This window comes from Brevibacterium sp. 2SA (assembly GCF_005502845.1).
Classification (GTDB): Bacteria; Actinomycetota; Actinomycetes; order Actinomycetales; family Brevibacteriaceae; genus Brevibacterium.
Window position 1 is genome coordinate 20415 of the sequence record NZ_SCMW01000025.1, and the last position, 26608, is coordinate 47022.

The window sequence follows — 26608 nt, forward strand, 5'->3', positions numbered from 1 at the left end:
GGGGACCGCCTCGGCGCGGATCAGGCGACCCGGGTCTTCGCGGGCAGGAGGACGAGGACGATGAGGGCGAGGAAGGTCGTGAGGAAGCCGAGCAGGCCCCACCAGCCGGCGGAGCGGCCCTTCTCCTTCGCCAGCGCATTGCAGATGACGGCGAAGATGATGCCGACGAGGAGCGCACCGAAGCCGAAGCCGGCGCCCAGGGTGAACGGGTCCATGGAGACTCCTTGACGTGGTCCGCGACAGGTGCGGAGATGGGCGATGTCCGCCTCCAGAATAGGAGCGCGGACGTCCCCGGCGCTGTGGTGCCAACCGGAGACCGACGGGTGGAAAACCCGAGGCGGAAGCGGTGTCGCGGTGGTGGTCAAGAGCGGTCGAATGCGCTAGAATTTATCTTGACGTCAAGATACTTTTGGAAACATTTGTGTCGCGTAAATCGGTGCGCGCGCAGGGCCGAGCGCCCGGTTTCTTGGATGAGTGTCGAATGAAACAGGAGAATCACGATGAGCAACGTCGATACGTTCAAATCGAAGAGCACCCTGACCGTGGGCGATACGGACTACGAGATCTATCGCCTCGATCAGGTTGAGGGCTCGGAGAAGCTTCCCTTCAGCCTCAAGGTGCTGCTCGAGAACCTGCTGCGCACCGAAGACGGTGCCAACATCACCGAGGACCACATCAAGGCCCTCGCGAACTGGGATCCCAGCGCCGATCCGAGCACGGAGATCCAGTTCACCCCCGCCCGCGTCGTCATGCAGGACTTCACCGGTGTGCCCTGCATCGTCGACCTCGCGACGATGCGCGAGAAGGTCGCCGAGCTCGGCGGCGACCCGGACAAGGTCAACCCGCTCGCCCCGGCCGAGCTCGTCATCGACCACTCCGTCCAGATCGACTCGTTCGGCACGGCCGATTCGATCGAGCGCAACATGGACATCGAATACCAGCGCAACGGCGAGCGCTACCAGTTCCTCCGCTGGGGCCAGACCGCGTTCGACGACTTCAAGGTCGTTCCCCCCGGCATGGGCATCGTCCACCAGGTCAACATCGAATACCTCGCCCGCGTCGTCATGCCGCGTGAGGTCGACGGGGTGCTGCGCGCCTACCCCGACACCCTCGTCGGCACCGACTCGCACACGACGATGGTCAACGGCCTCGGCGTCCTCGGCTGGGGCGTCGGCGGCATCGAAGCCGAGGCGGCCATGCTCGGCCAGCCCGTCTCGATGCTCATCCCGCGCGTCGTCGGCTTCAAGCTCACCGGGGAGATCCCCTCGGGCGTGACCGCCACCGACGTCGTCCTCACGATCACCGACATGCTCCGCCAGCACGGTGTCGTCGGCAAGTTCGTCGAGTTCTACGGTGAGGGCGTGGCCTCGGTGCCGCTGGCCAACCGTGCGACGATCGGCAACATGAGCCCCGAGTTCGGCTCGACCGCCGCGATCTTCCCGATCGACGACGTGACGATCGACTACCTCAAGCTCACGGGTCGCTCGCCCGAGCAGATCCAGCTCGTCGAGGACTACGCGAAGACCCAGGGACTCTGGCACGATCCGGCCAACGAGGTCGCCTACTCCGAGTACCTCGAGCTCGACCTCTCCAGCGTCGTGCCCTCGATCTCGGGTCCGAAGCGTCCGCAGGACCGCATCGAGCTCTCCGACGCCAAGAGCCAGTTCGCCAAGGACATCCACAACTACGCCGCTCCCGGCGAGGAGTCGAAGTCGGCTCCCGTGTCGACCGGTGACGGACGGAACTTCGAACTCGCCAACGGCGCCGTGGCGATCGCCTCGATCACCTCGTGCACGAACACCTCGAACCCCTCGGTCATGCTCGCCGCGGGTCTGCTCGCCCGCAACGCCCGGGAGCGCGGACTCAACTCGAAGCCGTGGGTGAAGACGTCGATCGCCCCGGGCTCGAAGGTCGTCACCGACTACTACACGAAGGCCGGGCTCATCGAGGACCTCGAGGCGCTCAACTTCTTCGTCGTCGGCTACGGCTGCACGACGTGCATCGGCAACTCGGGTCCCCTCGATGCCGAGATCTCCGAGAGCATCCAGGACAACGACCTCGCCGTCACCGCGGTGCTCTCGGGCAACCGCAACTTCGAGGGCCGCATCAGCCCCGATGTGAAGATGAACTACCTCGCCTCGCCGCCGCTCGTCATCGCCTACGCGCTGGCCGGGACGATGGACTTCGACTTCGAGAACCAGCCGCTGGGCCAGGACAAGGACGGCGTCGACGTCTACCTCAAGGATCTCTGGCCCTCGCCGGAAGAGGTCCAGGCGGTCATCGACTCCTCGATCTCGACCGACATGTTCGACACCGAGTACGGTCGGATCTTCGACGGCGACGAGCGCTGGCAGGCGCTGCAGACGCCCGAGGGTGCGATCTTCGAATGGGACGAGAAGTCGACCTACGTGCGCAAGCCGAACTACTTCGACGGCATGACGCTCGAGACCGTGCCGGTAACCGACATCGAGGGCGCCCGCGTGCTCGCGAAGCTCGGCGACTCGGTGACGACCGACCACATCTCGCCCGCCGGCTCCTTCAAGGCCGACACTCCGGCCGGCAAGTACCTCATCGACCACGGCGTCGAGCGCAAGGACTTCAACTCCTACGGCTCGCGCCGCGGCAACCACGAGGTGATGATCCGCGGCACGTTCGCGAACATCCGCCTGGCCAACCAGCTCCTCGACGGCGTCCAGGGCGGCTTCACGCGTGACTTCACGCAGGAGGGCGCTCCGCAGACGACGATCTACGACGCGTCGGTCAACTACCAGAACGCCGGCATTCCGCTCGTCGTCCTCGGCGGCAAGGAGTACGGTTCGGGATCCTCGCGTGACTGGGCGGCCAAGGGCACGAAGCTGCTCGGCGTCCGCGCGGTCATCGCCGAGAGCTTCGAGCGCATCCACCGCTCGAACCTCATCGGCATGGGCGTCCTCCCGCTCCAGTTCCCCGCCGGGGAATCCGCGGACTCGCTGGGCCTCGACGGCACCGAGACGTTCTCGATCTCCGGTGTCACCGAGCTCAACGAGGGCACCACCCCGAAGACCGTCAAGGTCACCGCGACGAAGGACGACGGCACGACCGTCGACTTCGACGCCGTGGTCCGCATCGACACCCCGGGTGAGGCCGACTACTACCGCAACGGCGGCATCCTCCAGTACGTGCTGCGGCAGCTCGCGACGGCCTGATCCGTCCGCCGGCAGCGTCCCCCGTCTCGACTCCTTCCCGGGGTCGGGGCGGGGGACTCTCGCGTTGAGAGCTGTGACCGACGGAACATCCACGCTCACAAGCTGGGTTGCGGCTTGGGAACGCGCTAAAATGTTCCGAGTGGAAACAGCCGTACCCTCGGCGGACGATGAGCATCGTCCGTCGTCACATCCCAAAAGCGAGGCCGCATGACATTCCTGGAGTCGATCGAGAGTCCTGCGGATCTGCGCGGACTCGATGCGGCCGAGTGCGAGGTGCTCGCGAAGGAGATCCGGGACTTCCTCGTCACCACGGTCGCCGGCACGGGAGGCCATCTCGGCCCCAACCTCGGCGTCGTCGAACTCACGATGGGACTGCACCGGGTCTTCGACTCCCCGCGCGACACGATCCTCTTCGACGTCGGCCACCAGACGTACGTCCACAAGCTGCTCACCGGTCGGATGGCCGAGTTCGGCACGCTGCGCCAGCGGCACGGCCTCTCCGGCTACCCGAGCCGGGCCGAGAGCGACCACGACGTCATCGAGAATTCCCACGCCTCGGCGTCCCTGTCGTGGGCCGACGGCATCGCCAAGGCCCACCAGCTCAAGGGGGAGAGCGACCGCCACGTCGTCGCCGTCATCGGCGACGGGGCGCTGACCGGTGGCATGGCCTGGGAGGCACTCAACACGATCGCCGCCGACACCTCGACGCCGCCGCGCAAACTCGTCATCGTCGTCAACGACAACGGACGCTCCTACGCCCCGACCGTCGGCGGCTTCGCCGCCCACCTCGACGACCTGCGGACGATGACGAGCTACGAGAAGCTCCTCTCGTGGGGCAAGTCGACCCTCCAGCAGTCCGGTGCACCCGGCCGCGCCGCCTACTCCGCGATCCACGGCGTCAAGCGCGGCCTCAAGGACATGGTCAGCGCCGAGCAGACGGGCATGTTCGACGAACTCGGCATCAAATACCTCGGCCCCGTCGACGGGCACGACCTCGCCGCCGTCGAGAAGGCCCTGGCCCGCGCCAAGCAGTACGAGGGCGGACCCGTCATCGTCCACATGATCACGCAGAAGGGCCAGGGCTACGACCCCGCCGTCAACGACGACGCCGACCAGTTCCACTCCGTCGGGGTCATCGACCCCGTGACGGGACGGTCGACCCCGTCGAAGCAGACCTCGTGGACCTCCGTCTTCGGTGACGAGGTCCTCGAGATCGCCCGCGACCGCGACGACGTCGTCGCCGTCACCGCCGCGATGCTCCTGCCGGTCGGGCTCGCGAAGTTCGCCGAAGCCTACCCCGAGCGCGTCTTCGACGTCGGAATCGCCGAACAGCACGCCGTCACCTCGGCGGCGGGACTCGCGTACGGCGGGCTCCACCCGATCGTCTGCATCTACGCGACGTTCCTCAACCGCGCCTTCGACCAGATCCTCATGGACGTCGCCCTCCACGGGCAGGGCGTGACCTTCGTCCTCGACCGGGCCGGCATCACCGGACCCGACGGGGCGAGCCACCACGGGGTGTGGGACATGGCGATGCTGCGCATCGTCCCCGGCCTCCGGCTCGCCGCCCCCCGCGACGGCGCCCGGCTGACCGAGGAGCTGCGCGAAGCCGTCGCCGTCTCCGACGCGCCCACCGTCATCCGCTTCCCCCGCGGCAGCGTCGGCGCCGACGTGCCCGCGGTGCGCCGGACCACAGGCGGCGTCGACATCCTCCGCGAGATCCCCGAGGGCGAGCCCAAGGACGTCCTCATCGTCTCCGTCGGCCCCTTCGCCTCCCGCGCCCATGAGGTCGCCGAGGCGCTGGCCGCCGAGGGCATCACCGCGACGATCATCGACCCCCGCTGGGTCCTGCCGGTGCCCACTGACGTCATCGACCTCGCGATGGAGCACTCCCAGGTCGCCGTCATCGAGGACGGGGTGCGCCTCGGCGGCATCGGCTCCCGCATCCGCAGCGACCTGCGGGCCGCGGACTCCCGGATCGGCGTCGTCGAACTCGGGGCTCCGGACGAATTCCTGCCGCAGGGCACCCGCGACGAGATCCTCGAATACGTCGGCCTCGACGTCGATTCGATGGTCGCCGAGATCGTCAACATCCTCCCCGCCGAGGTGCGCAGCCGGGCAGAACGGGGCACCCGCCGAGGCGCGTGAGCCGAACCGCTAGACCTCGGTGAGAGCGCTAGGCCACTTCCGGGCGATCCAGTCGCCCCAGTCGGCTGCGGCCTGCGGTCCGAAATCGCCGGCGGTCTCGGCCTGGGTGGGCTCCTCGAGCAGGGTCCGCCACTCATCGAGCGCGTCCTGCGTGACCGGCCACGCGGTGCTGTCGCTCCTGCCGCGCTCGGCGACGCGGGCCGCCTGCTGGGCGGGATCGATGGCGAGGTACTCGGTGCGGGCACGGGCCCCGACGGTGCCGGCGAGCCAGCTCAGCGCGATCCGCTCGTCACGGGTCCACAGTCCGAAGTCGAGGACGACGGAGGCCCCGGCGCGGAGGATCTCGACGGCCGTGGCGATGAGTCGGCCTTCGACGACGGTGCGCATTCCGTCGGCCTCCGGGTCGTCGAAGAGCGGTCGCATCCACTCATCGGGGGTCAGCCGCACCGCCGGCAGCGCCGTCGCGAGCTCCTTGGCCCGAGTCGTCTTCCCCGCCCCGACCTGCCCGACCATGAGGACGAGTTCGGGTGCGCTCACGGCAGCGGGAGCGCGGCGAGCGCCGCGGACAGCGCGGGAGTCGTCAGCTCGACCTGCCACGGCCGTGCCCCGCGCTCGGTGAGGAACTCCTCGACGTCGGTGCGGCCCGAGGCCGCGAGCGACTTGACGATCGCAGGCTGGAGGAGCACCTCATGGGGCATCGTCTGTGCCGCGGCCACCTCGGCGACAGCGGTGCGCAGGGCGGCGGTGCGCTCCTTGAGCTCCGTGTGGCTGAACGGCGAACGCGGCTGGCTGCTACGCTCCCGCTTCGGCGGCAGCTCCTCCGGGGTCAGCTGTCCGGCCTTGCGCAGCGCGCGGAAGAGCCGGACGGACTCCGTGCGGGAGAGCCTGGGCCAGCGGTCGAGGATGTCATCGCTCGAACGCACCCGCGCTCGTGCGAGATCGATGAGCTCACGGTCGCGGAGCACCTTCGACGGGGCGAGATCGGTCTCGGCGGCCATCGCGTCCCTGGCCTCCCAGAGGGCGCGCACCTTCGCCAGCTCCGCACGGGACCCCAGCTTCGCGACTCCGCTCGTGCGCCGCCACGGCTCGGCGTGGACCTTGGGCTCGAACGACAGCAGGTGCGCGAACTCCTGCTGCGCGAACTCCCATTTGCCCGCCTGCCGCAGCTCCTCGGCGAGGATGTCGCGGATCGGCACGAGGACTTCGACGTCGAGGGCGGCGTAGTTGAGCCACTCCTCCGGCAGGGGCCGCGTCGACCAGTCCGCCGCGGAGTGCTCCTTGGCCAACCGGATCCCGAGGGTGGCCTCGGCGACCGCGGCGAGGCCGAACTTCTCCCACCCGAGGAGGCGCGCGGCGAGCTCGGTGTCGAAGAGGGCGGCGGGCACCATGCCGCGCTCCTGGAGGCACGGCAGGTCCTGGGTGACGGAGTGGATGACCCACTCATCGGAGCCGAGCGCGGGGTTGAGCGGGGAGAGGTCGCCGAGGACCTCGGAGTCGAGGAGGAACGTGCCCGCACCCTCGCGGCGCAGCTGGACGAGGAACGCGCGCTGGCCGTAGCGGATGCCCGAGGCGCGTTCGGCGTCGATGGCGATCGGCCCGGTCACCGCTGACAGCGCGGTCACGGCATCGGCGAGTCCGGCGGGGGTGTCGGTGAGCGGGGGGACCCCGTGGGCAGGGGCGGTCAGGAGCGGTGGTTCGGTAGTCATCGACGGCGCCCGGGCAGGGCTGATACTCCTTCAGGCAGAGGCGGCAGTCCGGCGACTGTGCACAGCAGATCGATCCAGGCCTCGAGGTGGTTGCCGATCTCATCGGGACTGTCGATGATCGGGGTCCACGAGGCGCGCAGCTCCAAGTCTATCGTCGCCGGCCGCGTCGCCAGGGTGCCGAAGCTCTCCGAGAGCACCCGCGTCGTCGTCCCGCCCGCCGCGACGACCTCGCAGTCATTGGATTCGAGCGCGTCCTCGAGCCATGACCAGGCGACATGGCCGAGCATCGTCTCATTGCCGAGTTCGTGTTCGAGCTCCGCCCGGATGTAGGACACGATCCGGAACCTGCCTTCCCACTCGGCGGGGGACTCGGGATCGAAGAGGACGACGATGCGTCCGGTCGCGAGCTCCTCGATGGACTCTCCGCTCGCGGAGAGGAAGGTCTCATCGGCGGTGACCTCGGCGCCGAGGGCGTACGAGTACGGCGCGAGCTTCGCCGGCGCGGGGATCTCCGAGATCGAGACGTTGTTCGTGTTCCGCGCTTCGCGCAGGACCGATGTCACGGCGGAGAACTCCGCCGGAATGCGGTTGAGAGGTGAGGTGTTGACCACACTGGTCACGATAGAACAGCGGATGCTGTGGGGGAATCATCCACGCCGCACAGCGGGCGAAGAATCCGCAAGACGCGCCGTCTTGAAACCGTTTCCGGTTGGGCGCGCGGGCACCGGGAATGGGAGGATGGGGCCATGACCTCAACCTTGCTCGCCGCTCTCCGGGGAGAGCCTGTCGACCACACCCCCGTCTGGTTCATGCGTCAGGCCGGGCGGTCGCTGCCCGAGTACCGTGAGCTGCGCCAGGGCACCTCGATGCTCGCCTCGTGCCGCGACCCGGAGCTCGTCACGGAGATCACCCTGCAGCCGGTGCGCCGGCACGGAGTCGACGCCGCGATCTTCTTCTCCGACATCGTCGTGCCGCTCCAGGCCGCCGGGGTCGATGTCGAGATCGTCGCCGGGCGCGGGCCCGTCCTCGCCTCGCCGATCCGCTCGCGCGCCGATGTCGAGGCGCTGCCGGAGCTCGATCCGGCCGACATCCCCGACATCGCCGAGTCGATCGGGCGCATCACCGCCGAACTCGGGGAGGCGACGCCGCTCATCGGGTTCGCCGGCGCCCCCTTCACCCTCGCGAGCTATCTCATCGAGGGCGGGCCGAGCAAGAACCATGAGAAGACGAAGTCGCTGATGATCTCCGATCCCGACACGTTCTCCCTGCTGCTGGCGAAGCTCGCCCGGATCTCCGCGACGTTCATCGACGTCCAGCTGTCCGCCGGAGCCCGGGCCTTCCAGCTCTTCGACTCGTGGGCGGGCTACCTCAGCCGCCGCGACTACGTCGACCACGTCCTCGAGCACTCGACCGCGGTGTTCTCCGCCCTTGCCGCCCACGACGTCCCGAGCATCCACTTCGGCGTCCAGACCGGTGAGCTGCTCTCCTCGATGGCCGAGGCCGGGTCGAATGCGATGGGCGTCGACTTCCGCGTCGACCTCGCCGACGCCGCGACCCGGGTGCGTCCCGGACAGGCCCTCCAGGGCAACCTCGACCCGGCGCTGCTCTTCGCCCCGTGGGAGGCGCTGGCCCCCCGGATCGCCGACATCGTCCGCGCCGGCCTCGCCCATGATGCGGGCTTCGTCTTCAACCTCGGGCACGGCGTCCTGCCCGACACCGACCCGGAGGTGCCCGGTCGGATCGTCGCCGAGGTGCACCGCCTCTCGCAGCAGCTCATCGCCGAGGAGGCGGCAGGCACCCGATGAGCAGGATGACGATCGTCGGCGGGGGCATCTCCGGGCTCGCCGTCGCTCACCGCCTCGCCGTCTCACACGAGGTCACCGTGCTCGAAGCCGGCGACCGCCTCGGCGGATGCCTGAAGTCGACGACGCTCGGCGGTCACGTCGGGGTCGGTCTCGACCTCGGCGCCGAGGCGAGCCTCGTCCGCCGTCCCGAGACCCGGGAGCTCGCCGCCGAACTCGGCCTCGACCTCGAGTTCCCCTCGCCTCACCACTCCTCGCAGGTGCTCGCCGCCGGTCGCCTCCAGGCGATCCCGAAGCGCACGGTCATGGGCGTGCCCGGTGACCCCGAGGTCGTCCGCGATCTCCTCGGCGACGCCGCCACCGCGCGCATCGCGGCCGAAGTGCTCACCCCCGCGCTCGCCGACTCCGACACCTCGGTGGGGGAGTTCCTCGCCGCCCGCCTCGGCGACGACCTCGTCGACACGCTCGTCGATCCGCTGCTCAGCGGGGTCTATGCCGGCCGGTGCCGCGATCTGTCGCTGGCCGCCACGGTGCCCGCGCTCCTGCCTGCGGTCGCCGAGGGCACCTCGGTGCTCGATCTCGTCACCGCCCTGCTCAGCGCCCGCGATGACCAGGCCGCGGCGTCCGACGCCGCGCCGGTGTTCATGTCCCTCGTCGGCGGCATCAGCCGTCTCATCCCCGCCCTCGAGTCGGCGATCACGGCGGCCGGCGGGCAGATCCGCACGAACTCCCCGGTCACTGCCGTGCAGCGGCGCGACGACGGAACCTGGACGCTGACGACCCCGGAGGGTGAGGACACCGCCGACACCGTCGTCTTCGCCACGCCCGCCCCGGTCACGGCCGGACTGCTCGCCGAGGCGGCCCCCGGTCCCGCCCGCCGGCTCCGTGCGGTGCCCTACGCCTCGACCGCGCTCGTCGTCGCCCTCCTCGACCTCGGCGACGGACCGCTGACGGGCTCGGGATTCCTCGTCCCGGCGACGGCGGACACGTTCATCAAGGCCTCGACGTTCGCGTCGAACAAATGGCCGTGGCTGGCCGAGCGCCTCCCCGAGGGCACCGCGCTCATCCGGATGAGCGTCGGACGCTTCGGCGACGCCCCCGGCACATGGCAGGAGCTTGACGACACGGCGCTGCGCGACCGCGCCTTCGCCGACTGGCAGGAGATCACCGGACGCACCGGCGACCGGATCATCGTCAGCCAGGTGCAGCGCTGGGACGATGCGCTGCCGCAGTACCTGCCGGGCCACCTCGGCGCGATGGCGGACCTCGACGCCGAGATCGAGTCGATCCCCGGCCTCGAACTCGTCGGCTCGGCGTACGCCGGAGTCGGCATCCCCGCCTGCCTCGCCCGCGCTGAGACCGTCGCGCAGAGGCTGAGCCGGCCAGCAGACCACCACCCAACCGAGACGAAGGAGACGCTGTGAGCGACTACACGCAACCCACCGAGGAACAGATCGAGCAGGCCAACCAGGAGATCCGCTACATCGCGTACTCGGTCTTCGCCGCCGCCGGTGAGCTCGGCGATGCCGACCGGGCGCCGCTGGCCGCCGAGGTCGACGAGGCGCTCGCCCCGCTCATCGACCAGGGACTCGTCGTCCGCGGCGTCTACGACGTCTCCGCCCTGCGCGCCGACGCCGACGTCATGTTCTGGTACCACGCCCCGACGATCGAACTCATCCAGGCCGCGTACTCGGCGATCCGCCGGACCCTGCTCGGCGGGATCCTCGAACCCGTGTGGTCGGTCGTCGGACTCCACCGTCCCGCCGAGTTCAACAAGGCCCACCTGCCCGCCCTCCTCACCGACGATCAGCCCGGCTCCTACATCTGCGTCTACCCGTTCGTCCGGTCCTACGACTGGTACCTCCTCGACCCGGGCGAGCGGTCGACGATGCTGCGCGACCACGGGATCGCGGCGGCCGGCTACAAGGACATCAAGGCGAACACGATCTCGGCCTTCGCCCTCGGCGACTACGAATGGCTGCTCTCCTTCGAGGCCGAGGAGCTCCACCGCATCGTCGACCTCATGCGCGACCTGCGCAACACCGAGGCCAGGCGGCACGTGCGCGAGGAGATCCCGTTCTACACGGGCCCGCGCCGCAGCCTCGTCGACATCATCACCGACTGGCGCTGAGCACCGCAGATGCACATGAGGCCGACACTCTCACGGAGTGTCGGCCTCAAGCGCGTCGGTGGATCTGTGTGTGGGAGCAGGCTGGGAACAGCGTCCGGCGGCGCCGGACGTGCGGGGGAGACGGGCCTCAGTCGGCGGTCGGCGGCTGCGGAGTCTTCGCGACGACGTAGGAGTGGCCGGCGGCGTCGGTGCGCATCTCGAGGCCGAGGGCGTCGAGGCGTTCGTGGCGCAGGTGCTCGTCCTCGAAGTAGCCGCCGGGGCGCGAGCTGTCGACCTGCGCGGGTCCGACGATGCGGCGGAAGAAGGAATTGAGCCAGGCGACGCGGCGCTGGGGATCGTGGTACTCGGTCATGGAGGTCCTCCTCGACGGAATCGCACCGGGACCGTCCCGGTGCGAGGCGACGAAACTGATAACTCAATAGTACACTGAATATTAGTGCACTAACTAATCGTGGGAGGACACTCATGGACCTGGATGATCCGCTGGCTCTCGAGAGCCAGATCTGCTTCGCACTCGCCGTCGCCTCACGCGGGGTGATCTCCGCGTACCGGTCGGTGCTCGAGCCGCTGCGCCTCACCCACCCGCAGTACCTCGTCATGCTCGCCCTCTGGCAGCACGGCAGCCTGCCGGTCCGGCGCATCGCAGAACTGCTCCGCCTCGAACCGGCGACGGTCTCACCGCTGATCAAGCGGCTCGAGGCCCTCGACTACGTCACGCGTGCGCGCAGCGCCAGCGACGAGCGCGTCGTCGAGGTCACGCTCACCCCGACCGGTGCCGATCTGCGCCGGGCAGCCGAGGCGATTCCCGGCCAGATGATGGCCAAGCTCGACATCGACGAGGCGGGGGTGCGCGATCTCCATGCGACGATGACCCGGATCATCGCCGCCGTCGACGCCTCGAACGTCAGCGATTCCTCACCGGCCTCGTAGACCTCCGGGCCGGGGCCCGGGCCCCGGCCGGTGATCGAGCCTCAGGGCCCCGGCCTGGTCGACCCCGGACCTCAGGCGACAGGCGCTCAGTCGGCCGGGGTCGCGGTCCGCCCCATCGGCGTGTGCTCGATGCCGTCCTCGTCGAAGCGAGGACCGTTCGGGGCGAAGCCGAACCCGGTGTAGAACCCCTCGAGGTGGGACTGGGCGTTGAGCGTGAGCGGCAGGTGCGCGAACTCGGCGACCACCTCGGCGATGAGGCGCCTGCCCCATCCCTGACCGCGGGCAGCCGGATCCGTGATGACCCGGCCGATGCTGCGGGCTCCCGGCACCGCGGCCGGCCCGTCTGCGAAGCCCTCCGGGAGGATACGGGCATACGCGCGCGGCATCAGGCTCACGCCGGCCTCGGCGCCGTGGGAGTCGGGGATCGTTCCGCCGTCTCCGGGATGGAACGCATGGAGCGTGCCCGGCAGGGTGTCGACCCCGTCGAGGTCGAGGAAGACGCAGTCCTGCTCGACGACGAAGACCTGGGAGCGCAGCTGGAGGATGCCGTAGAGCTCGGCCGTCGTCAGCTCCGCGAACGGCTTGATGACAAGCTCGCTCACTTACGCATCCTGCGTGTCCTCGTTGAGCCGCAGCGAGATCGAGTTGATGCAGTAGCGCTGATCGGTGGGGGTGTCGTAGCCCTCACCGGAGAACACGTGACCCAAGTGGGAGTCGCAGTTCGCGCAGCGGACCTCGATGCGCTCCATGCCCATCGAGGTGTCCCTGATGTAGCGGACCCGGTCCTCGGCGAGCGGAGCGTAGAACGAGGGCCACCCGCAGTGCGAGGCGAACTTCGTGTCCGAGGGGAACAGGTCGGCCCCGCACGCCCGACACTGGTACATGCCCACCGTCGTCGTGTCGTTGTACTCGCCGGTGAACGGACGCTCGGTGGCGCCCTGGCGGAGGACGGCGAACTCCTCCGGGGTGAGCACGTCCTGCCAGCGGACCTCCTCGGTGCCGTCGGCGGCGGGGGTGGGAGTGTGGCTCATGGTGACCTCCGGTCTCATTGCTCGGTGCGGTGGTGTCCATTGTCCCACCACCGGGACGGTGCGGGCCCGACGCTGCGGCGTCCACGACTCGTCCATGAGGTCAACAGCGTTTGGAGAGATCTCATTCCGTGGGAGAGAATGACACCATGGCACGCGACTCTCAGTTCCCCACACGCCTGCTGCTCGCCGCAGTCGGCGTCGGCGCCGGCATCGGCGCTGTGATCTCAGTGGCTTCCTCGGGACTCGCCGCGTACTTCGCCCGTCGCATCGTCGTTCCCGAGAACGCCCCCGAAGAGCTCGACATCCTCCACATCGACGGCTTCTCCCCGAACATGCGCATCCACCTCCCGGCCGACGAGGAGACGACGGTGCCGGGCCTCTACGGCCTCTATTTCAACCAGGGTGCCGGACATGCGGTGATCGGCGACATCGTCGAATACGATCCGCGCTCGCGCACCGTCTCCCGCGAGGTCGTCAGCGTGACCAAGGGCGATATACGCCGCGCCCGGCATGGCCGCTGGACTGGCGTCGTCTACCCGGACCCGCTCGCGGCGGGAGTGAAGTTCGAGGACATCGACCTCGATTCCGACGCCGGGACGCTGCCGGCCTGGTACCTGCCCACCGACCACCCCGAACCCCGCGACACGTGGGCGATCCTCATCCACGGGCGCGCGAGCACCCGCGCCGAGGGCCTGCGGGCGGCCCCCGTGCTCAACACGCTCGGCGTGCCGGCGATCGCGATGTCCTACCGCAACGACGCCGAGGTGCGCATCGAGTCCTCCTCGCGCTACGGCCTCGGCGACACCGAGTGGATCGACGTCGACGCCGCGATCGACTTCGCGCTCGCCCACGGAGCCCGCAACGTCGTCCTCTTCGGCTGGTCGATGGGCGGGGCGATCGCGTTCCAGGCGGCCTCGCGCGGACGCAACCGCGAGCACATCGCCGCCCTCGTCCTCGACGGACCCGTCGTCGACTGGATCAACGTCCTCGACGGCCAGGCGAAGAAGAACATGCTCCCGACCCCGGTCGCGAAGCTCACGCTCGAGATGATCACGCAGCCGTGGGCGCGCCCCATCACCGGCCTCGAGACCCCGCTCGACCTCGGGCGGATGGACTGGGTGACCCGGGCCGCGGAGCTCGATGTGCCCGTCCTCCTCATCCACTCCGACGACGACGAGTTCGTTCCGTCCTCACCCTCCCATGCCCTCGCCTCGGTCCGCCGCGACCTCGTGACGATGCCCCCGTACGTCAAGGCCCGGCACACGAAGGAATGGAACGTCGACCCCGTGCGCTGGGAGGACGATGTCGCGAACTTCCTCGAGACGAAGGTCCTCCCACGCGACTGAGGGCCCGGCACGGTGCCGGTGCCCGTCACGGCGTGAGGACGAGCGTGTCCTCCGCGGCTGCGGCCACCGCTTGCGGTGAGTACGCCCACGGTCGGGTCCGATTCGCCGCCCAGTCCTCCGTCTGATCGGCGTAGTTCGGGTTGAACGCATGACCCGAGGCGCCGGTGAGGTTGATCCACCGCGAGCGGTCGAAGTCCCCGACGTCGATGATCTGCCGCATCGACGGCACCCAGTCCGTCTCGAAGCCGACCGCGGCGTCCCATCCGGTGGCGTTGACGACGCCCGAGCCGCCGGAGACCTCGAAGGGCCCGCGGTTGAAGAGCTTCTCCACCGCGGTGATCCCGGATTCGCCGAGGCTCGCGTTCCTGATCGTCAGTTCGTGGAGGGTGCCCCACCGCCAGGTCACCGGTTCGGGACCGAGCAGGTCGGCCGTCCGGGTCCACGACGACCTGAGCGCCCGGGTGAGCGCTTCGTCCCGACCGGTGACTTCGGCGTCCGTCCACCACGGCGACTGCGGTTCGGTGAGCAGATCGTCGATGACGAGGTACCAGCGGCTGCCCCCGGAGGGACGGACCTCCGGGGGCAGCTTGGGGGCGAACACCTCGGCGAGGATCGTCGAGACGACGACGTTGAAGTACGCGGCTGCCGCACTGTCCGCGGCGTCGCGGCCGTCCCAGGTCCGCAGCATCTCCTGGGCGGCCTCGATGTCGGGGTCCCCGTTCGCGTCGAGCGCGAGCAGCCGGGGCACGAGCGTATCGGCGAGGGGATTGAGATCATCGCCCTGGATCGCCGCGAAGTCATCGGCGCTCACCGGACCCGCCGCGATCGCCTCGGTGAGGAGATCGGTGATCCGGGTCGCCCGGTCCCCGTCGTCGTAGTCGTCGCCGAGGCGCTCGGATTCGCCCGGCCGGGTGACGGGGTTGTTCGCGGTGACGATCCACCCGCGCTCAGGGTTGAGGGCCGAGGGCAGCTCGTCGAAGTCGATCCAGCCCTGCCAGTCCTGGCCTGAGTCCCATCCCTGGCGGGGGAGCATGCCGTCGGCGGTGCCGCGGCGGGGGATCTTCCCCGGCGCCTGGTAGCCGATGTTGCCCTCGACGTCGGCGTAGACGAGGTTCTGGGAGGGCACGTCGAAGAGTTCGGCGGCGGCCCGGAACTCCTCCCAGTTCGTCGCCCTGTTGAGCGCGAAGATCGCCGAGGCGGTGCGACCGGGGGTGAGCGCCGTCCATTCGAGGGCGAGCTGGTAGCGGGCACCGGCCAGCCCGCTGTTCGCCGTCGGGGAGGTCGAGTCGAGGACCGTGCGATACGTGTCGTCGAGACTGGAGACGATCGGGCCGTGTTTCGTCTCCCAGACCGTCATCGTCCGCGACTCCTCCTTCGCGATCCGAATCGTCTCCTGCCGCGTGACGACGCGTTCCCTCTCGTCGTCGTAGATCGCGTCGGCGTCATCGATCTTCTCGACGACGAGGTCCGTGACATCGGGGCCGAGGTTCGTCATGCCCCACGCGATCGACTGATTGTGCCCGATGACGACCCCGGGCAGGCCCGAGAACGAGAACCCCGAGACGTCGAACGGACATGCGGGCGTGACCTGGGAGCACCGCAGCCCGACCTGGTACCAGACCGAGGGCATCGCCGGCGACAGGTGCGGATCGTTGGCGAGCAGAGGCGCGCCCGTGTCCGTGAGCGCACCGGAGACCACCCACGAGTTCGAGCCGATGTCGCGGCTGTTCATCCCCAGCAGGCCCGGGATCTCCCGCAGTCGGGCATCGAGTTCGCCGAGGCTCTCCGGCAGGGTGCCGTCGGATACGGGACCGGTGGCGGGTCCGCTGCCCGGAGTGAGGGATCCACCGGCCTGCGGGGAGCCGTCGTCCCCCGCCGAGGTGGTGGCGGGATCCCCGTCATTCCCCTCCGAGGTTGCGGCGGGGTCGTCGCTGGAGTCTGTGGTCCCGCCGGTCGCGGACTGGCCCTCGGGTGGATCGTCGGCGGGGGCCGGCGGGGCGTCACCGGGTGGGCCGTCGATGATCGTCGGTCGTTCGTCGTAGGGATAGTCGGGGTAGATGTCGGCCATCTGCTCCTCGGTGAGCGCCGCACTGGTGATCGCCCGGTCGATCTCGTCCTCGAGGTTCGACCGCAGATCCCACGCCATCGCCTTGAGCCAGGCGACGCTGTCGGCCGGCGTCCACTCCTCGATCTCGATCGGTCCGGCCTGGAGGCCGAGGATCCCGTATTCGAGGGAGACCTCGGTGGGGGAGCGGTCCTTGAGGTAGGCGTTGACACCCTCGGCGTAGGCCTCGTAATAGCCGAGCGTCGTCTCATCGAGCTGGGCGACCTCCTCCTCGGCGACCTTGCGCCAGCCGAGGGTGCGGATGAAGGCGTCCGTGCTGTACTGCGAGGGGCCGAAGTACTCCGAGAGCCGCCCCGCGGTGACCTTGCGTCGGAAGTCCATCTCCCAGAACCGGTCCTGGGCGTGGACGAAGCCCTGGGCGAGGAAGAGGTCGTGCGCGGTCGAGGCCTCGATCATCGGGATGCCGCTGCCGTCCCGGGTCACGGTGACCTGCGCATCGAGACCCGGCAGGCTGATCTCACCGTCAGTCGTGGGGAAGGAGCGGCGGACGACGACGATGCCGAGGAGAACGGCGAGGAGGACGAGGACGACGAGACCGGCGACGACGCGGAGGACGATTCTCCTGCTCAGATGGAGATAGGTGCCCGAGGGCGGGCGCATGGCCGATTCGAGTGCGCTCGGCGCGTCCGGTTCCGCGGCAGCCATGAAGTCCCCTTCGACGTCGTTGGTCCCGAGTATAGGTGCTTCACAGGGCCGGCGGCGGTGCTCAGGGGCGGTCGGCGGCGGAACCGCGGTGTGTCGTCGCCTCCGGAGGTCGGGGCGGGTAGACGAACGTGACGAGGACGACGGAGATCATCATGAGGAGGAACCACGCGACGAGCTTCGTCACGGGCACGAGCTCCCAGCCCTCGGCCTGCGAGGGGTAGAGCCACGCGCCGGCCGCGGTGCCGATGTTCTCCGCGATCCAGATGAAGAACGCGACGAGGACGAAGGCGAGGAGGATCGGCATGCGCAGGGTGCGGGTGTGGACGCGGAAGTGCATGACGCAGCGGAGGTAGACGATGACGGTGGCCGCGACGAGGAACAGGCGGATATCGATGACGAAGTGGTGGGCGAAGAAGTTGACGTAGATCGCTGCCGCGATGACCGCGGTGATCCACCTCGGCGGGTAGTGGCTGAACCGGAGATCGAAGAGCCGGTACACGCGGACGATGTAGGAGCCGACGGCCGCGTACATGAACCCCGTGAACAGCGGCACCGCGCCGATGTGGAGGATGCCGCCGGGGGCGTAGTTCCAGGAGCCGACCGCCGTCTTGAAGAGCTCCATGACCGTGCCGACGATGTGGAAGAGGACGATGACGAGGAACTCGCGACCGGTCTCGAGGCGGAAGGCGAGCATCCCGATCTGGATGAGCACGGCGATGATGACGAGGACGTCGTTGCGGGCGACCGGCGCATCGGCGGGATACCACCACGAGGTGAGGATGATGGCGGCGAGCATGAGCGCCCCGAAGAGACACGCCCAGGCCTGCTTGATCCCGAAGGCGAGGAACTCCCGCAGACCGGCGGGGACACGGGTGAGCCAGCGGTTCGCGACGGTGTCGAGGAGCGCTTCGAGCCGCGTGAGCTCGCGGCTGCGCTGAGGGTCGCTGGGCTGGGGCATGGAGATCTCTCACGGATCGGGCGGGAGGGGACCACAGAAGCCTACCGCGCGGTCATTTCGGGCAGCGAACCTGCGCGGAATCGGTGTGAGAGGGTTCACAAGTGACTCTCAGCTGAGGTATCGTCGCAGCCGTGACCGAGCGAGGAAGCAGGACGCCCATGAGAGCTCTCTCCCTGACCGTGACCGCCGTGACCACCACCCTCATCGCCGCCTCGATCGGCGTGCCGGCGCTCGCCGCCGAGACCTCCGAACCCGGGCTCGGGTCCGCGCCGTCGAGCAGCGCCCCGTCGCCCAGTGCCCCGGCAGGCGGCGAGGACGACTCCGCGCCATCGCCGGACACCACGTCCTCGCCGTCCTCAGCGCCCGCCTCGGCGCCGGATGCGTCGTCCCCGGACTCCTCCACCGGCTCCACGGCCGGCGGGGGAACGGCCGTCGACACGTACTCCGCCGCCGTCGGCGACGTCGAGCGGATCGCCCTCGACCCCGCCGAGGTGACGATCCTCGGTGCCCGCTGGAACGGCGAGGACCCCGGACTCGAGTTCCGCTCGGAGACGAACGGCACCTGGACTGGTTGGGAGGACCTGCCGGCCGCAGACGACCCGGGCCCCGATGAGTCCTCACCGGAGGCCGCGCAGTCGACCGACGCGGCTGGGGAGTCCGAGGCCGTTCCCGTCCTCGACTCGACTGCGGTCGAGGTCCGCGCCTCCGCCGCCGGTGCGGCGACGACGGACCTGACGATCACGACTGCCGCGACCCCGGTCACCGACGCCGACGAGTCGCTGGCGCAGCGACCCGATCTGGGATCGCCGTCGGGCCTGTCCCCGCAGAAGTACAACGAGGGGCTCAAGGCCAACATCATCACCCGCGCCGAATGGGGTGCCGATGAGAGCCTCGTGCGCTGCCAGTCGGATCAGACCTCGAGTGCGAAGGGCGTCTTCGTCCACCACACTGCCGGGTCGAACTCGTACTCCGAGGCCGAGGCGCCGGGCATCATCCGCGGCTACCTCGCTTACCACACGCAGTCGCGGGGCTGGTGCGACATCGGCTACAACTTCCTCGTCGACCGGTTCGGCAACATCTACGAAGGCCGGGCCGGCAGCATCGACAAGGCGATCACCGGGGCGCACGCGTCCGGGTTCAACTCCTCGACGATCGGGGTGAGCGTGCTCGGCACGTACACGGGATCGGCGCCGAGCTCGGCCGCGCAGAAGGCCGTCGAGCGGGTCATCGCGTGGAAGGCGAACACGTACGGATTCTCCCCGACCGGGTCGATGACCCTGACCTCCGGCGGAGGCGGGACGTCGAAGTACCCGGCAGGGCAGAAGGTCACGCTCAAGACCGTCTCCGGGCATCGGGACACGAGCTACACGGACTGTCCGGGCGGCGCGTTCTACTCCCGGCTCGGGGCGATGAGAACGAATGCCGCCGCCCTCCAGGACGACCTCGGCTACTCCGTCGGCGGGGCGATCGGGTCGTACTACCGCGCCAACAAGGCCGCCACCGGCGAGCCCACGGGTCCCGAGCGGTCCCTGTCGAATCCCGACGGGGCGTACCAGTTCTTCGAGAAGGGCGTCGTCTACTGGTCGAAGTCGACCGGTGCCCACCTCAACAAGGGCGGCATCCGCTCCGCGTACGCGGCGCTGCAGTACGAGAAGGGGCTTCTCGGGTTCCCCACGACCGACGAGGTGACGTTCAGGTACCGTGCCGACGCCGTCTACCAGGGGTTCGAGCACGGCATCATCACGTACTCGCAGGCGACGAAGGGTCAGCCGCTCAGCTACGGGATGCTGAGCAAGTGGAAGGAGCTCGGGTGGGAGCGCAGCCGGCTCGGTCTGCCGACGACCGGCGAGTTCTCCTCCGGCGGCAAGACCCGCCAGAACTTCGAAGGCGGGTACATGACGTTCACCGCGAGCGAGGGCGTGCGCGTCTTCTACTCGAACTGAGCGGACGCACGGTCGTCTCGGTGCCGGGGTCGCTGCGCGGTCGCGCCTGGGCGGTGATGTCTGCGCAGCCGTCTCGGCGCTCCGGGGTCGTAGACTGAGCCGATGCGCATCCTCCTCTTCGGTGCCTCCGGCTGGATCGGCCCGCATCTGTCCGCCCACCTCGGCGCTGAGCACGAGATCATCGGCGTCGTCCGCTCGCTGCCCGAGGGTCCCGTCGCCTACACCCCGCTCGTGTGCCCGGACTGGGTCGACCATCCCGAGACCGTCAAGGCGGGCCTGGCCGACCTCGGCGCCGAGGTCGACGCTGCGGTCGCCGCGATCGGCGGCTGGTCCGTCGGTGACCCGGTGCTCGCCCGGGGGCTGACCGCGTTCGACGCGGTTTATGCCTCTCATCTGCGCGGACACTTCACCGCTGCGGGGATCTCGGCCGATCTGGGCGTGGGCACGCATCTCGCCCTCAACGGGGTCGCGAGCATCGAGGCGCTGAGCGGATCCGGGGCGATCAGCGTCTTCGGCGCCGCCCAGTCGATGCTCATCCGCGTCGCCGACGCCGAGACCGCCGACGTCCGCTTCCGGGAGCTGACGATCCTCGCCCCCGTCTCCGGTGATGACCGCAACGACCTCACTGGGGGAGTGGAGACGATCGACATCGCCGAGGTGAGCGCCGCCGCGGCAGCGATCCTCGAGCGTGGCGAGATCGCCTCCGTCGAGTCCGGGCGCAGGGAATCTCCGGGCGGCGTGGATTCGTCGGGCGGCGAAGGCTCTCCGGGCGGCGCGGATTCGTCGGGCGACGAGGAGATCGTCACCTTTCTCTCACCGGGACGGTGATCGGATGCCCGGTCGCGGGCCGACGGCCTCGGCGAGGGCGGGCCGGGAGACCGCCTCGGCGCAGTCATCCACCGGATGCGCGACCACCTCGGCGGAGTCACCCGGACGACTCCTCACCACCTCCGCGGGGACGCGAACGGACTCCTGACCGCTTCTGCGGGGACGCGAATGGACTCCTGACCGCCTCGGCGCAGTCACACGCGCGACGACGCCGAGGTCACGCGCGCACGTAGCGGATGATGACCTGGTCGTCGCGCTGTTCGACGCCGCGGACACGCAGCGGGATGTCGGCGTCGAGGGCGGAGAAGTGCGTGCCGGGATCCTTGAGGTAGCGCGGGGAGATGCTCAGGTGGAGCTCGACGCCCGGACCGTGGTCGAGGAGACGGTAGGCGAGGTTGGGGCCGGCCTCGCAGAGGAGCATGTCCCCGGTCGTCTCGAGTCCGGCGATCACCTCGGGCAGGGTCTCGGGGGTGAAGTGGACGGCACGGTAGTCGAGGCCGCGCTCGGCGAGCTGCTCAGAGAGGACCGCGGCGTCGGATTCCGTGAGCACATAGACGGGGGTGTGCTCGAGCACCTTGCCGGGCGCGTTGATCATCGGCAGCTGCGGATTGAGCGCCGTGCGGCGATCGATGAGGATCGCCCCGGCCCGCCTCCGCAGACCGATGAAGTAGGTGAAGTCCGTGGGCGTCGACACCCCCGTCGACCACCCGTCCTGGGCATACGCGCCGTTGATCGACTGCACGAGGGAGATGATGACCTCTCGCATGCGCTCGCCTCCTATTTCGCCAGTTCTGCGACCGGACCCATCGCGATCCGCGGATGCGCCTGCGGGTCGAGGTTCTCCAGCAGCCACACGAGGTCGTCCTTCTTCAGGGTGACGCAGCCGTTCGTCCCCGAATCGTGGTCGAGGTGGAGCCAGATCCCGCCACCGCGCTCCTTGCCCAGCGGACGCGTGCGGTCGGTCGGGGGAGTGCCGGGTGTGCGGTTGTAGTCGATGGCGATGACGTAGTCGAAGACCCGTGCGTACTCGGGTCCGTACGCGATGCTCGCCGAGGCGGAGAGGCCCTTGTCCCGCGTGTACGGCAGCTTGGTGCCGGGGTTCTTCGCATAGCCGCCGGCATCGCTGAGGGTGAAGACGCCGATCGGGCTCGTCTGATCGCCTTCGCGGCGGTCGGCCAGCCATCCCGCCGACCCGTTGTGCGTGGCGAAGGTCTTCACTGTCTCCCACTCGTCGCCGGTGCGCTGGTAGACGCGCATCTCCCCGGACTCGGAGTCCGCGTCCGGGCTCGAGACGACGAGCGCCTGAGTCGTCTCGGCCGGGATCTGAGCCGAGGTCTCCGGTCCGAGTCCCGGCAGTGCCGGAGCCGGGTCCTGTCCGGAAGCCGCCCCGTCCTGTTCGCGGGCTTGTTCGCCGGATTGTTCGCCGGTCTTCGTCGCCGAGGCGGTCCCGGGTTCGAGCTGGACCGGAACGGCGAAGTCACCGGTCGGACCCTGCTGCGCGGGTGCCGCGATCGTGCGGTCGGGGGAGTCGTCTGCGGGCCCGCACGACGCCAGGGAGACGGTGACGGCGAGTCCGACGAGGCCCGCGCCTGCGCGGGTGCGACGACTGAACATGAGGTCATCCTCTCACGAACCTGAAAAGGGGGAGGCCGGGGGCTGTGAGAAAATGGCGTTCATGAGTATTCCACCCGTGCCGAATCATCCTCCGCGCCCCGGGCGCCGGAAACCGGCCGAGGAGTCTCCGGATTCGATCACCACGCAGCTCTTCATCGGCCAGGACAAGTCGCCGCAGGCCGACGGCTCGACGCAGGCGCTCAGCGCCGAGGAGATCGACCGGCTGAAGTCGATGGTCTCCGCCGATGGCGCCGCGGCGACCGAGGTCCTCAGCCTCGAGGAGCTCCGCGCCATCGCGGCCGCCGAAGGCGGCGACCCGGAGATCGATGAGCCCGCAGCGGCACCCCGGAAGGTCAACTCCTCGGACCTCGCCGAGGCCGAGGCCGCGGCGGCACCCCGCCAGTGGAACCCGCAGGGCACCCCGCACTACGGCGGGGCCGAAGGAGTGTCCCGCCCCGCCGAGGGCTTCGGCGCCGCGGCGCCCGGCCAGTTCTCTCCACAGGTGAGCGGGCAGGGGCATCCCGGGCAGCCTGGACAACAGGGTCGCCCGCACAGCGGGACTCCGGCACCGGCCGGAGCCGCTTACGCCGCGGGATATCAGAACGGCGGCTACCCGGGCCCCGGTGGACCGACCGGACCGGGGGGACCCGGCGGGGCCGGATCCGCGGGCGGTCCGGGCGGACCGTACCGGCGCGAACCGGAGACGGCGAAAGTCCCTGCCTGGCTGTGGGTGCTCGCTTCGATCGCCCTCGTGCTCGCCATCGGGATCGTCGGCTACATCGTCTGGGATTCGATGCAGAGCACGGAGGAGACCGCCTCGGCGCCGAACTCACCCTCCCTCCAGCCCACACCCGAGCCGACGGAGAGCCAGGGGTCGGAGACCTCGAGCCCGCCGGCGGCCGTCGAGACGTTCGCATCACCGTCGGGCAACATCGAATGCACGATCGACGCCGACCGGGCGCGGTGCGTCATCGCCTCGTTCGACTACACGCCCCCGGAGAAGCCCGAAGACTGTCAGATGGACAACTGGGGCTCCGTCGTCGTCGCCAACGGCGAGGGCGCGGGCTTTTCGTGCCGGGAGGCCCCGGCGAACTCTGGTCCGGCGCGCGTGCTCGGCTACGGTGAGTCGATCTCCGCCTCGGGGATGACGTGCACCTCGGCCGAGGACGGCATGACGTGCACCGCCGACGACACGGGCGTCGGCTTCACGATGCGACGGGCCTCGGTCGACTTCCTCGGCGACTGAGCGCACCGCTGTCGCGACTGAGCGCCCTGCCTCGGCGGGGTGGGGCCACGTCTCGGTGGGATCGGGCCACGCCTCGGTGGGGTGGGCTCCGCCGTCCGTGACCGCCCGGTACCCGTCTTGAGATGTGGACATCGTGTCCGCCTGCGGCTCATCACGGTCTACGGTGGAGGCGTGGCTCACAGGTTCCTCCTCCTTCCGTGCCGCGACGAGTCCTGATTCGGACAGCGCCCTCGTCGCGGAGGCTCTCATGCTGTAAACCCCGACGACAGATGATGAGGAATGATGAACCTGCAGCAGCCGACCCCCATGCCATTCACGAAGTACAAGTCGTTCCAGGATCGGATCGTGCTCGACATGCACGATCGCACCTGGCCTGACCAGGTCATCCGGAAGGCCCCGCGCTGGCTGAGCACCGACCTGCGCGACGGCAACCAGGCGCTCATCGACCCGATGACCCCCGACCGCAAGCGGCGGATGTTCGATCTCCTCGTCAAGCTCGGCTTCAAGGAGATCGAGGTGGGCTTCCCCGCCGCCAGCCAGGTCGACTTCGACTTCGTGCGCTCGATCATCGAGGACGACGCGATCCCCGACGACGTGCGCATCTCCGTGCTCACGCAGGCCCGGGAGGATCTCATCGAACGGACCGTCGAGTCCCTCGTCGGGGCGAAGATGCCGACCGTCCACCTCTACAACGCGACAGCCCCCGTCTTCCGCAAGGTCGTCTTCGGGTTCGACGGAGACGGCTTCGACCAGACCCGCGACATCGCCCTCCAGGGCACGCAGGCGGTGATGAAGCACGCCGAGACGCTGCTGTCGGGCTCGGACTTCGGGTACCAGTACTCGCCGGAGATCTTCGTCGACACCGAACCGGAGTTCGCGCTCGACATCGTCGGCAGCGTCCTCGACATGTGGCAGCCCGGCGCGGGGCGCGAAACCGTCGTCAACCTCCCCGCCACCGTCGAGCGCGGCACCCCGAACACGTATGCGGACCAGATCGAATGGTTCTGCCGCAACATGCCCTACCGCGACGAGGTGGCCGTCTCCCTCCACCCGCACAACGACCGCGGCACCGGCGTCGCCGCCGCCGAACTCGGCATCATGGCCGGGGCCGACCGGATCGAGGGCTGCCTCTTCGGCAACGGTGAGCGCACTGGCAACCTCGACCTCGTCACCGTCGCCCTCAACCTCTACACGCAGGGCGTCGACCCCGAACTCGACTTCTCCGACATCGACGAGGTCATCCACACCGTCACCGAATGCAACCAGATCGGCGTCCACGAGCGCCACCCCTACGGCGGGGACCTCGTGTTCACCTCGTTCTCCGGGTCACATCAGGATGCGATCAACAAGGCCTTCGCCGACCGGGAGCGCAACGCCAAGGCCGACGGCGTGCCCGTCGACCTCATGGAATGGGACATGCCCTACCTGCCTGTCGACCCGAAGGACCTGGGACGCTCGTACGAGGCGATCATCCGCGTCAACTCGCAGTCGGGAAAGGGCGGAGTGACGTACCTCCTCAAGAGCGAGTACGGTCTCGATCTGCCGCGCCGCATGCAGGTCGAGTTCTCCAAGGCCGTCCAGCAGCACACTGAAGCCGGCGGTGAGGTCACCGCCGAGGAGATCCGCCGCATCTTCAACCACGAATACCTGCCGAGCGACGACCCCGACTCCACGTGGGGTCGCTTCCAGATCGTGGGCCTGCGGACCGAATCCGGTGCCGTCGATGACACGAGCGCCTCCGAGCGCATCGAGGTCGACCTCATCGTCGACGGTCAGGAGCGGACCTACGAAGGCCGCGGCAAGGGCCCGATCGACGCCCTCGTCCGCGTCCTCAACGACAACTTCGACATCGATATGCGCCTCCAGGACTACACGGAGCACGCGATCGGCTCGGGCGCGGACACGATGGCCGCCGCCTATGTCGAACTCGCCATCGAGGACCGGGTGCGCTGGGGTGCGGGTCTCCACCCGAACATCACGAAGGCCTCGCTCAAGGCCGTCATCTCCGCGGTCAACCGCGCCGCGCGCGACGCCGAGTCCGACCGCTGACCGGTTGACCGTCCGTCGGCCGCGTGACCGTCCGCCGGCCGGCGTGGCCGGTCGGCGGGGCGTGGCCGGGCTGCGGGGCGAGGCCGGCCAGTGTGGCCGGGCTGCGCCGCTCGCATTCGGCCGGGCCACCTCGGGCAGGCGCGTGCGCACGACACGGGCCACCTCGGCGCGGTCGATGGTGCACTCTGCGATAATGGTGCAGTGCACAACTATCGTGATGAGGGCATCGTCCTCTCGGGCCACAAGCTCGGTGAAGCCGACCGCATCGTCACCGTGCTCACCCGCAGCCACGGACTCGTCCGCGCGGTGGCCAAGGGGGTGCGGCGCACGAAGTCCCGGTTCGGCTCCCGCCTCGAACCGTTCATGCTCATCGACGTCCAATGCCACGTCGGACGCAACCTCGACATCGTCACCCAGGTCGAGCTCATCGAACCCTTCGCCCGCGGCATCGGCGCGGACTACGATGCCTATTCGGCCGCCTCGGTGATGGCGGAGACGGCGAGCAGGATCACGGAGGCCGAGCCGGTCTCCCGGGCGCAGTTCCTCCTCCTCGTCGCAGCGATCCGCTCCCTGTGCAGGGGCGAGCACCCGCCCCGGCTGGCTCTCGACGCCTACCTGCTGCGGGCGATGTCGGTGGCCGGGTGGGCGCCGAGCCTCGCCGACTGCGCCCAGTGCGGGGCACCCGGACCGCACCGTGCCTTCTCCGCGGCCCTCGGCGGGGCGGTGTGCTCGGGCTGCCGGCCCAGCGGTGCCGCCCTGCCCGACACCGACGCCCTCGACCACCTCGCAGCCCTCCTCACCGGGGACTGGGCACGCGCCGAGGCCTCGGACCTCCACGACCAGATGGACGGGTCGAAGCTCGTCTCCGACTGGGTGTCGTGGCACCTCGAACGCAACATCCGATCCCTGTGAGTCCTGGAG

At 69.4% G+C, this 26608-nt stretch carries 23 protein-coding genes; 12 read left to right on the forward strand and 11 right to left on the reverse strand.

What is annotated here, in order from left to right; translation table 11 throughout:
* Positions 1-20: 20 nt before the first annotated feature.
* Positions 21-215: a hypothetical protein gene (locus FFS20_RS10340; RefSeq protein ID WP_137825767.1), complete on the reverse strand. Its 195-nt coding sequence runs from the start codon at positions 213-215 to the stop codon at positions 21-23.
* A 285-nt stretch (positions 216-500) separates the two neighbouring features.
* Between FFS20_RS10340 and acnA the strand changes: the two genes are divergently transcribed.
* Together acnA and dxs are read left to right on the forward strand one after the other, a co-directional pair.
* Positions 501-3185 carry an aconitate hydratase AcnA gene (acnA, locus tag FFS20_RS10345; protein WP_137825768.1) on the forward strand — a complete coding sequence of 895 codons (2685 nt, stop codon included), beginning with the start codon at positions 501-503 and terminating at the stop codon, positions 3183-3185.
* 207 nt (positions 3186-3392) lie between these two features.
* On the forward strand, positions 3393-5333 hold the full coding sequence (gene dxs, locus FFS20_RS10350) for a 1-deoxy-D-xylulose-5-phosphate synthase (RefSeq protein WP_137825769.1): 1941 nt from the start codon (positions 3393-3395) through the stop codon (positions 5331-5333).
* A gap of 9 nt (positions 5334-5342) precedes the next feature.
* Here the strand turns inward: dxs and FFS20_RS10355 are convergent, their stop codons facing one another.
* From FFS20_RS10355 to FFS20_RS10365, 3 genes are read right to left on the reverse strand one after another with little or no spacing between them, the layout of a single operon-like run.
* A complete protein-coding gene (locus tag FFS20_RS10355) occupies positions 5343-5870 on the reverse strand; it encodes an ATP-binding protein (protein WP_249356786.1) in 528 nt (175 codons plus the stop codon).
* Positions 5867-7039 carry an HRDC domain-containing protein gene (locus FFS20_RS10360; protein WP_137825770.1) on the reverse strand — a complete coding sequence of 391 codons (1173 nt, stop codon included), beginning with the start codon at positions 7037-7039 and terminating at the stop codon, positions 5867-5869. The genes FFS20_RS10355 and FFS20_RS10360 overlap by 4 nt, the downstream gene beginning before the upstream one ends.
* On the reverse strand, positions 7036-7650 hold the full coding sequence (locus FFS20_RS10365) for a DUF3000 domain-containing protein (RefSeq protein ID WP_137825771.1): 615 nt from the start codon (positions 7648-7650) through the stop codon (positions 7036-7038). Before FFS20_RS10365 ends, FFS20_RS10360 begins: the two co-directional genes overlap by 4 nt.
* A gap of 135 nt (positions 7651-7785) precedes the next feature.
* Between FFS20_RS10365 and hemE the strand changes: the two genes are divergently transcribed.
* From hemE to hemQ, 3 genes are read left to right on the forward strand one after another with little or no spacing between them, the layout of a single operon-like run.
* Entirely contained in the window at positions 7786-8844 is a 1059-nt protein-coding gene (gene hemE, locus FFS20_RS10370; RefSeq protein ID WP_137825772.1) for a uroporphyrinogen decarboxylase, read from the forward strand.
* Positions 8841-10265, forward strand: coding sequence for a protoporphyrinogen oxidase (hemG, locus tag FFS20_RS10375; RefSeq protein ID WP_137825773.1), 1425 nt, complete (start codon positions 8841-8843; stop codon positions 10263-10265). The genes hemE and hemG overlap by 4 nt, the downstream gene beginning before the upstream one ends.
* The gene (gene hemQ / locus FFS20_RS10380; protein WP_137825774.1) at positions 10262-10972 is read left to right on the forward strand and encodes a hydrogen peroxide-dependent heme synthase; all 711 of its coding nucleotides are present in this window, start codon (positions 10262-10264) and stop codon (positions 10970-10972) included. The genes hemG and hemQ overlap by 4 nt, the downstream gene beginning before the upstream one ends.
* 127 nt (positions 10973-11099) lie before the next feature.
* On the opposite strand, the gene FFS20_RS10385 is transcribed toward hemQ, so the two are convergent.
* Complete coding sequence (locus FFS20_RS10385) at positions 11100-11324, reverse strand: hypothetical protein (protein WP_137825775.1); 225 nt, start codon at positions 11322-11324, stop codon at positions 11100-11102.
* Between the two features lie 113 nt (positions 11325-11437).
* Here FFS20_RS10385 and FFS20_RS10390 point away from each other — a divergent pair, with 113 nt between their 5' ends.
* Positions 11438-11902: a MarR family transcriptional regulator gene (locus tag FFS20_RS10390; RefSeq protein ID WP_137825776.1), complete on the forward strand. Its 465-nt coding sequence runs from the start codon at positions 11438-11440 to the stop codon at positions 11900-11902.
* Positions 11903-11988: 86 nt separating this feature from the next.
* On the opposite strand, the gene FFS20_RS10395 is transcribed toward FFS20_RS10390, so the two are convergent.
* Both FFS20_RS10395 and msrB read right to left on the reverse strand, forming a co-directional pair.
* Complete coding sequence (locus FFS20_RS10395) at positions 11989-12504, reverse strand: GNAT family N-acetyltransferase (RefSeq protein WP_137825777.1); 516 nt, start codon at positions 12502-12504, stop codon at positions 11989-11991.
* Positions 12505-12933 (reverse strand): peptide-methionine (R)-S-oxide reductase MsrB, encoded by a 429-nt coding sequence (gene msrB / locus FFS20_RS10400; RefSeq protein ID WP_137825778.1) that lies wholly within the window; start codon positions 12931-12933, stop codon positions 12505-12507.
* A 146-nt stretch (positions 12934-13079) separates the two neighbouring features.
* On the opposite strand from msrB, the gene FFS20_RS10405 reads away from it, so the two are divergent.
* Positions 13080-14279 (forward strand): alpha/beta fold hydrolase, encoded by a 1200-nt coding sequence (locus FFS20_RS10405; protein WP_137825779.1) that lies wholly within the window; start codon positions 13080-13082, stop codon positions 14277-14279.
* A gap of 25 nt (positions 14280-14304) precedes the next feature.
* Here FFS20_RS10405 and FFS20_RS10410 read toward each other — a convergent pair whose 3' ends face one another.
* Entirely contained in the window at positions 14305-17049 is a 2745-nt protein-coding gene (locus FFS20_RS10410) for a penicillin acylase family protein (RefSeq protein ID WP_137825780.1), read from the reverse strand.
* A 61-nt stretch (positions 17050-17110) separates the two neighbouring features.
* Positions 17111-18007 (reverse strand): DUF817 domain-containing protein, encoded by an 897-nt coding sequence (locus FFS20_RS10415; RefSeq protein ID WP_137825781.1) that lies wholly within the window; start codon positions 18005-18007, stop codon positions 17111-17113.
* 158 nt (positions 18008-18165) lie between these two features.
* Between FFS20_RS10415 and FFS20_RS10420 the strand changes: the two genes are divergently transcribed.
* Together FFS20_RS10420 and FFS20_RS10425 are read left to right on the forward strand one after the other, a co-directional pair.
* On the forward strand, positions 18166-19950 hold the full coding sequence (locus FFS20_RS10420) for an N-acetylmuramoyl-L-alanine amidase (protein WP_137825782.1): 1785 nt from the start codon (positions 18166-18168) through the stop codon (positions 19948-19950).
* A gap of 102 nt (positions 19951-20052) precedes the next feature.
* Positions 20053-20778, forward strand: a complete 726-nt coding sequence (locus FFS20_RS10425) for an NAD(P)-dependent oxidoreductase (protein ID WP_212743328.1) — start codon at positions 20053-20055, stop codon at positions 20776-20778.
* Between the two features lie 217 nt (positions 20779-20995).
* Here FFS20_RS10425 and FFS20_RS10430 read toward each other — a convergent pair whose 3' ends face one another.
* Together FFS20_RS10430 and FFS20_RS10435 are read right to left on the reverse strand one after the other, a co-directional pair.
* Positions 20996-21544, reverse strand: a complete 549-nt coding sequence (locus FFS20_RS10430; protein ID WP_137825783.1) for a dihydrofolate reductase family protein — start codon at positions 21542-21544, stop codon at positions 20996-20998.
* A gap of 11 nt (positions 21545-21555) precedes the next feature.
* Complete coding sequence (locus FFS20_RS10435; protein ID WP_137825784.1) at positions 21556-22392, reverse strand: L,D-transpeptidase family protein; 837 nt, start codon at positions 22390-22392, stop codon at positions 21556-21558.
* Positions 22393-22453: 61 nt separating this feature from the next.
* Here FFS20_RS10435 and FFS20_RS17950 point away from each other — a divergent pair, with 61 nt between their 5' ends.
* The 3 genes from FFS20_RS17950 to recO all read left to right on the forward strand — a co-directional run bounded on the left by FFS20_RS17950 (position 22454) and on the right by recO (position 26599).
* Positions 22454-23638: a DUF6636 domain-containing protein gene (locus tag FFS20_RS17950; protein ID WP_171007053.1), complete on the forward strand. Its 1185-nt coding sequence runs from the start codon at positions 22454-22456 to the stop codon at positions 23636-23638.
* Positions 23639-23917: 279 nt separating this feature from the next.
* A complete protein-coding gene (gene leuA, locus FFS20_RS10445) occupies positions 23918-25687 on the forward strand; it encodes a 2-isopropylmalate synthase (protein ID WP_137825786.1) in 1770 nt (589 codons plus the stop codon).
* Between the two features lie 201 nt (positions 25688-25888).
* Entirely contained in the window at positions 25889-26599 is a 711-nt protein-coding gene (gene recO / locus FFS20_RS10450) for a DNA repair protein RecO (RefSeq protein ID WP_137825787.1), read from the forward strand.
* The last annotated feature ends 9 nt before the right edge of the window (positions 26600-26608 follow it).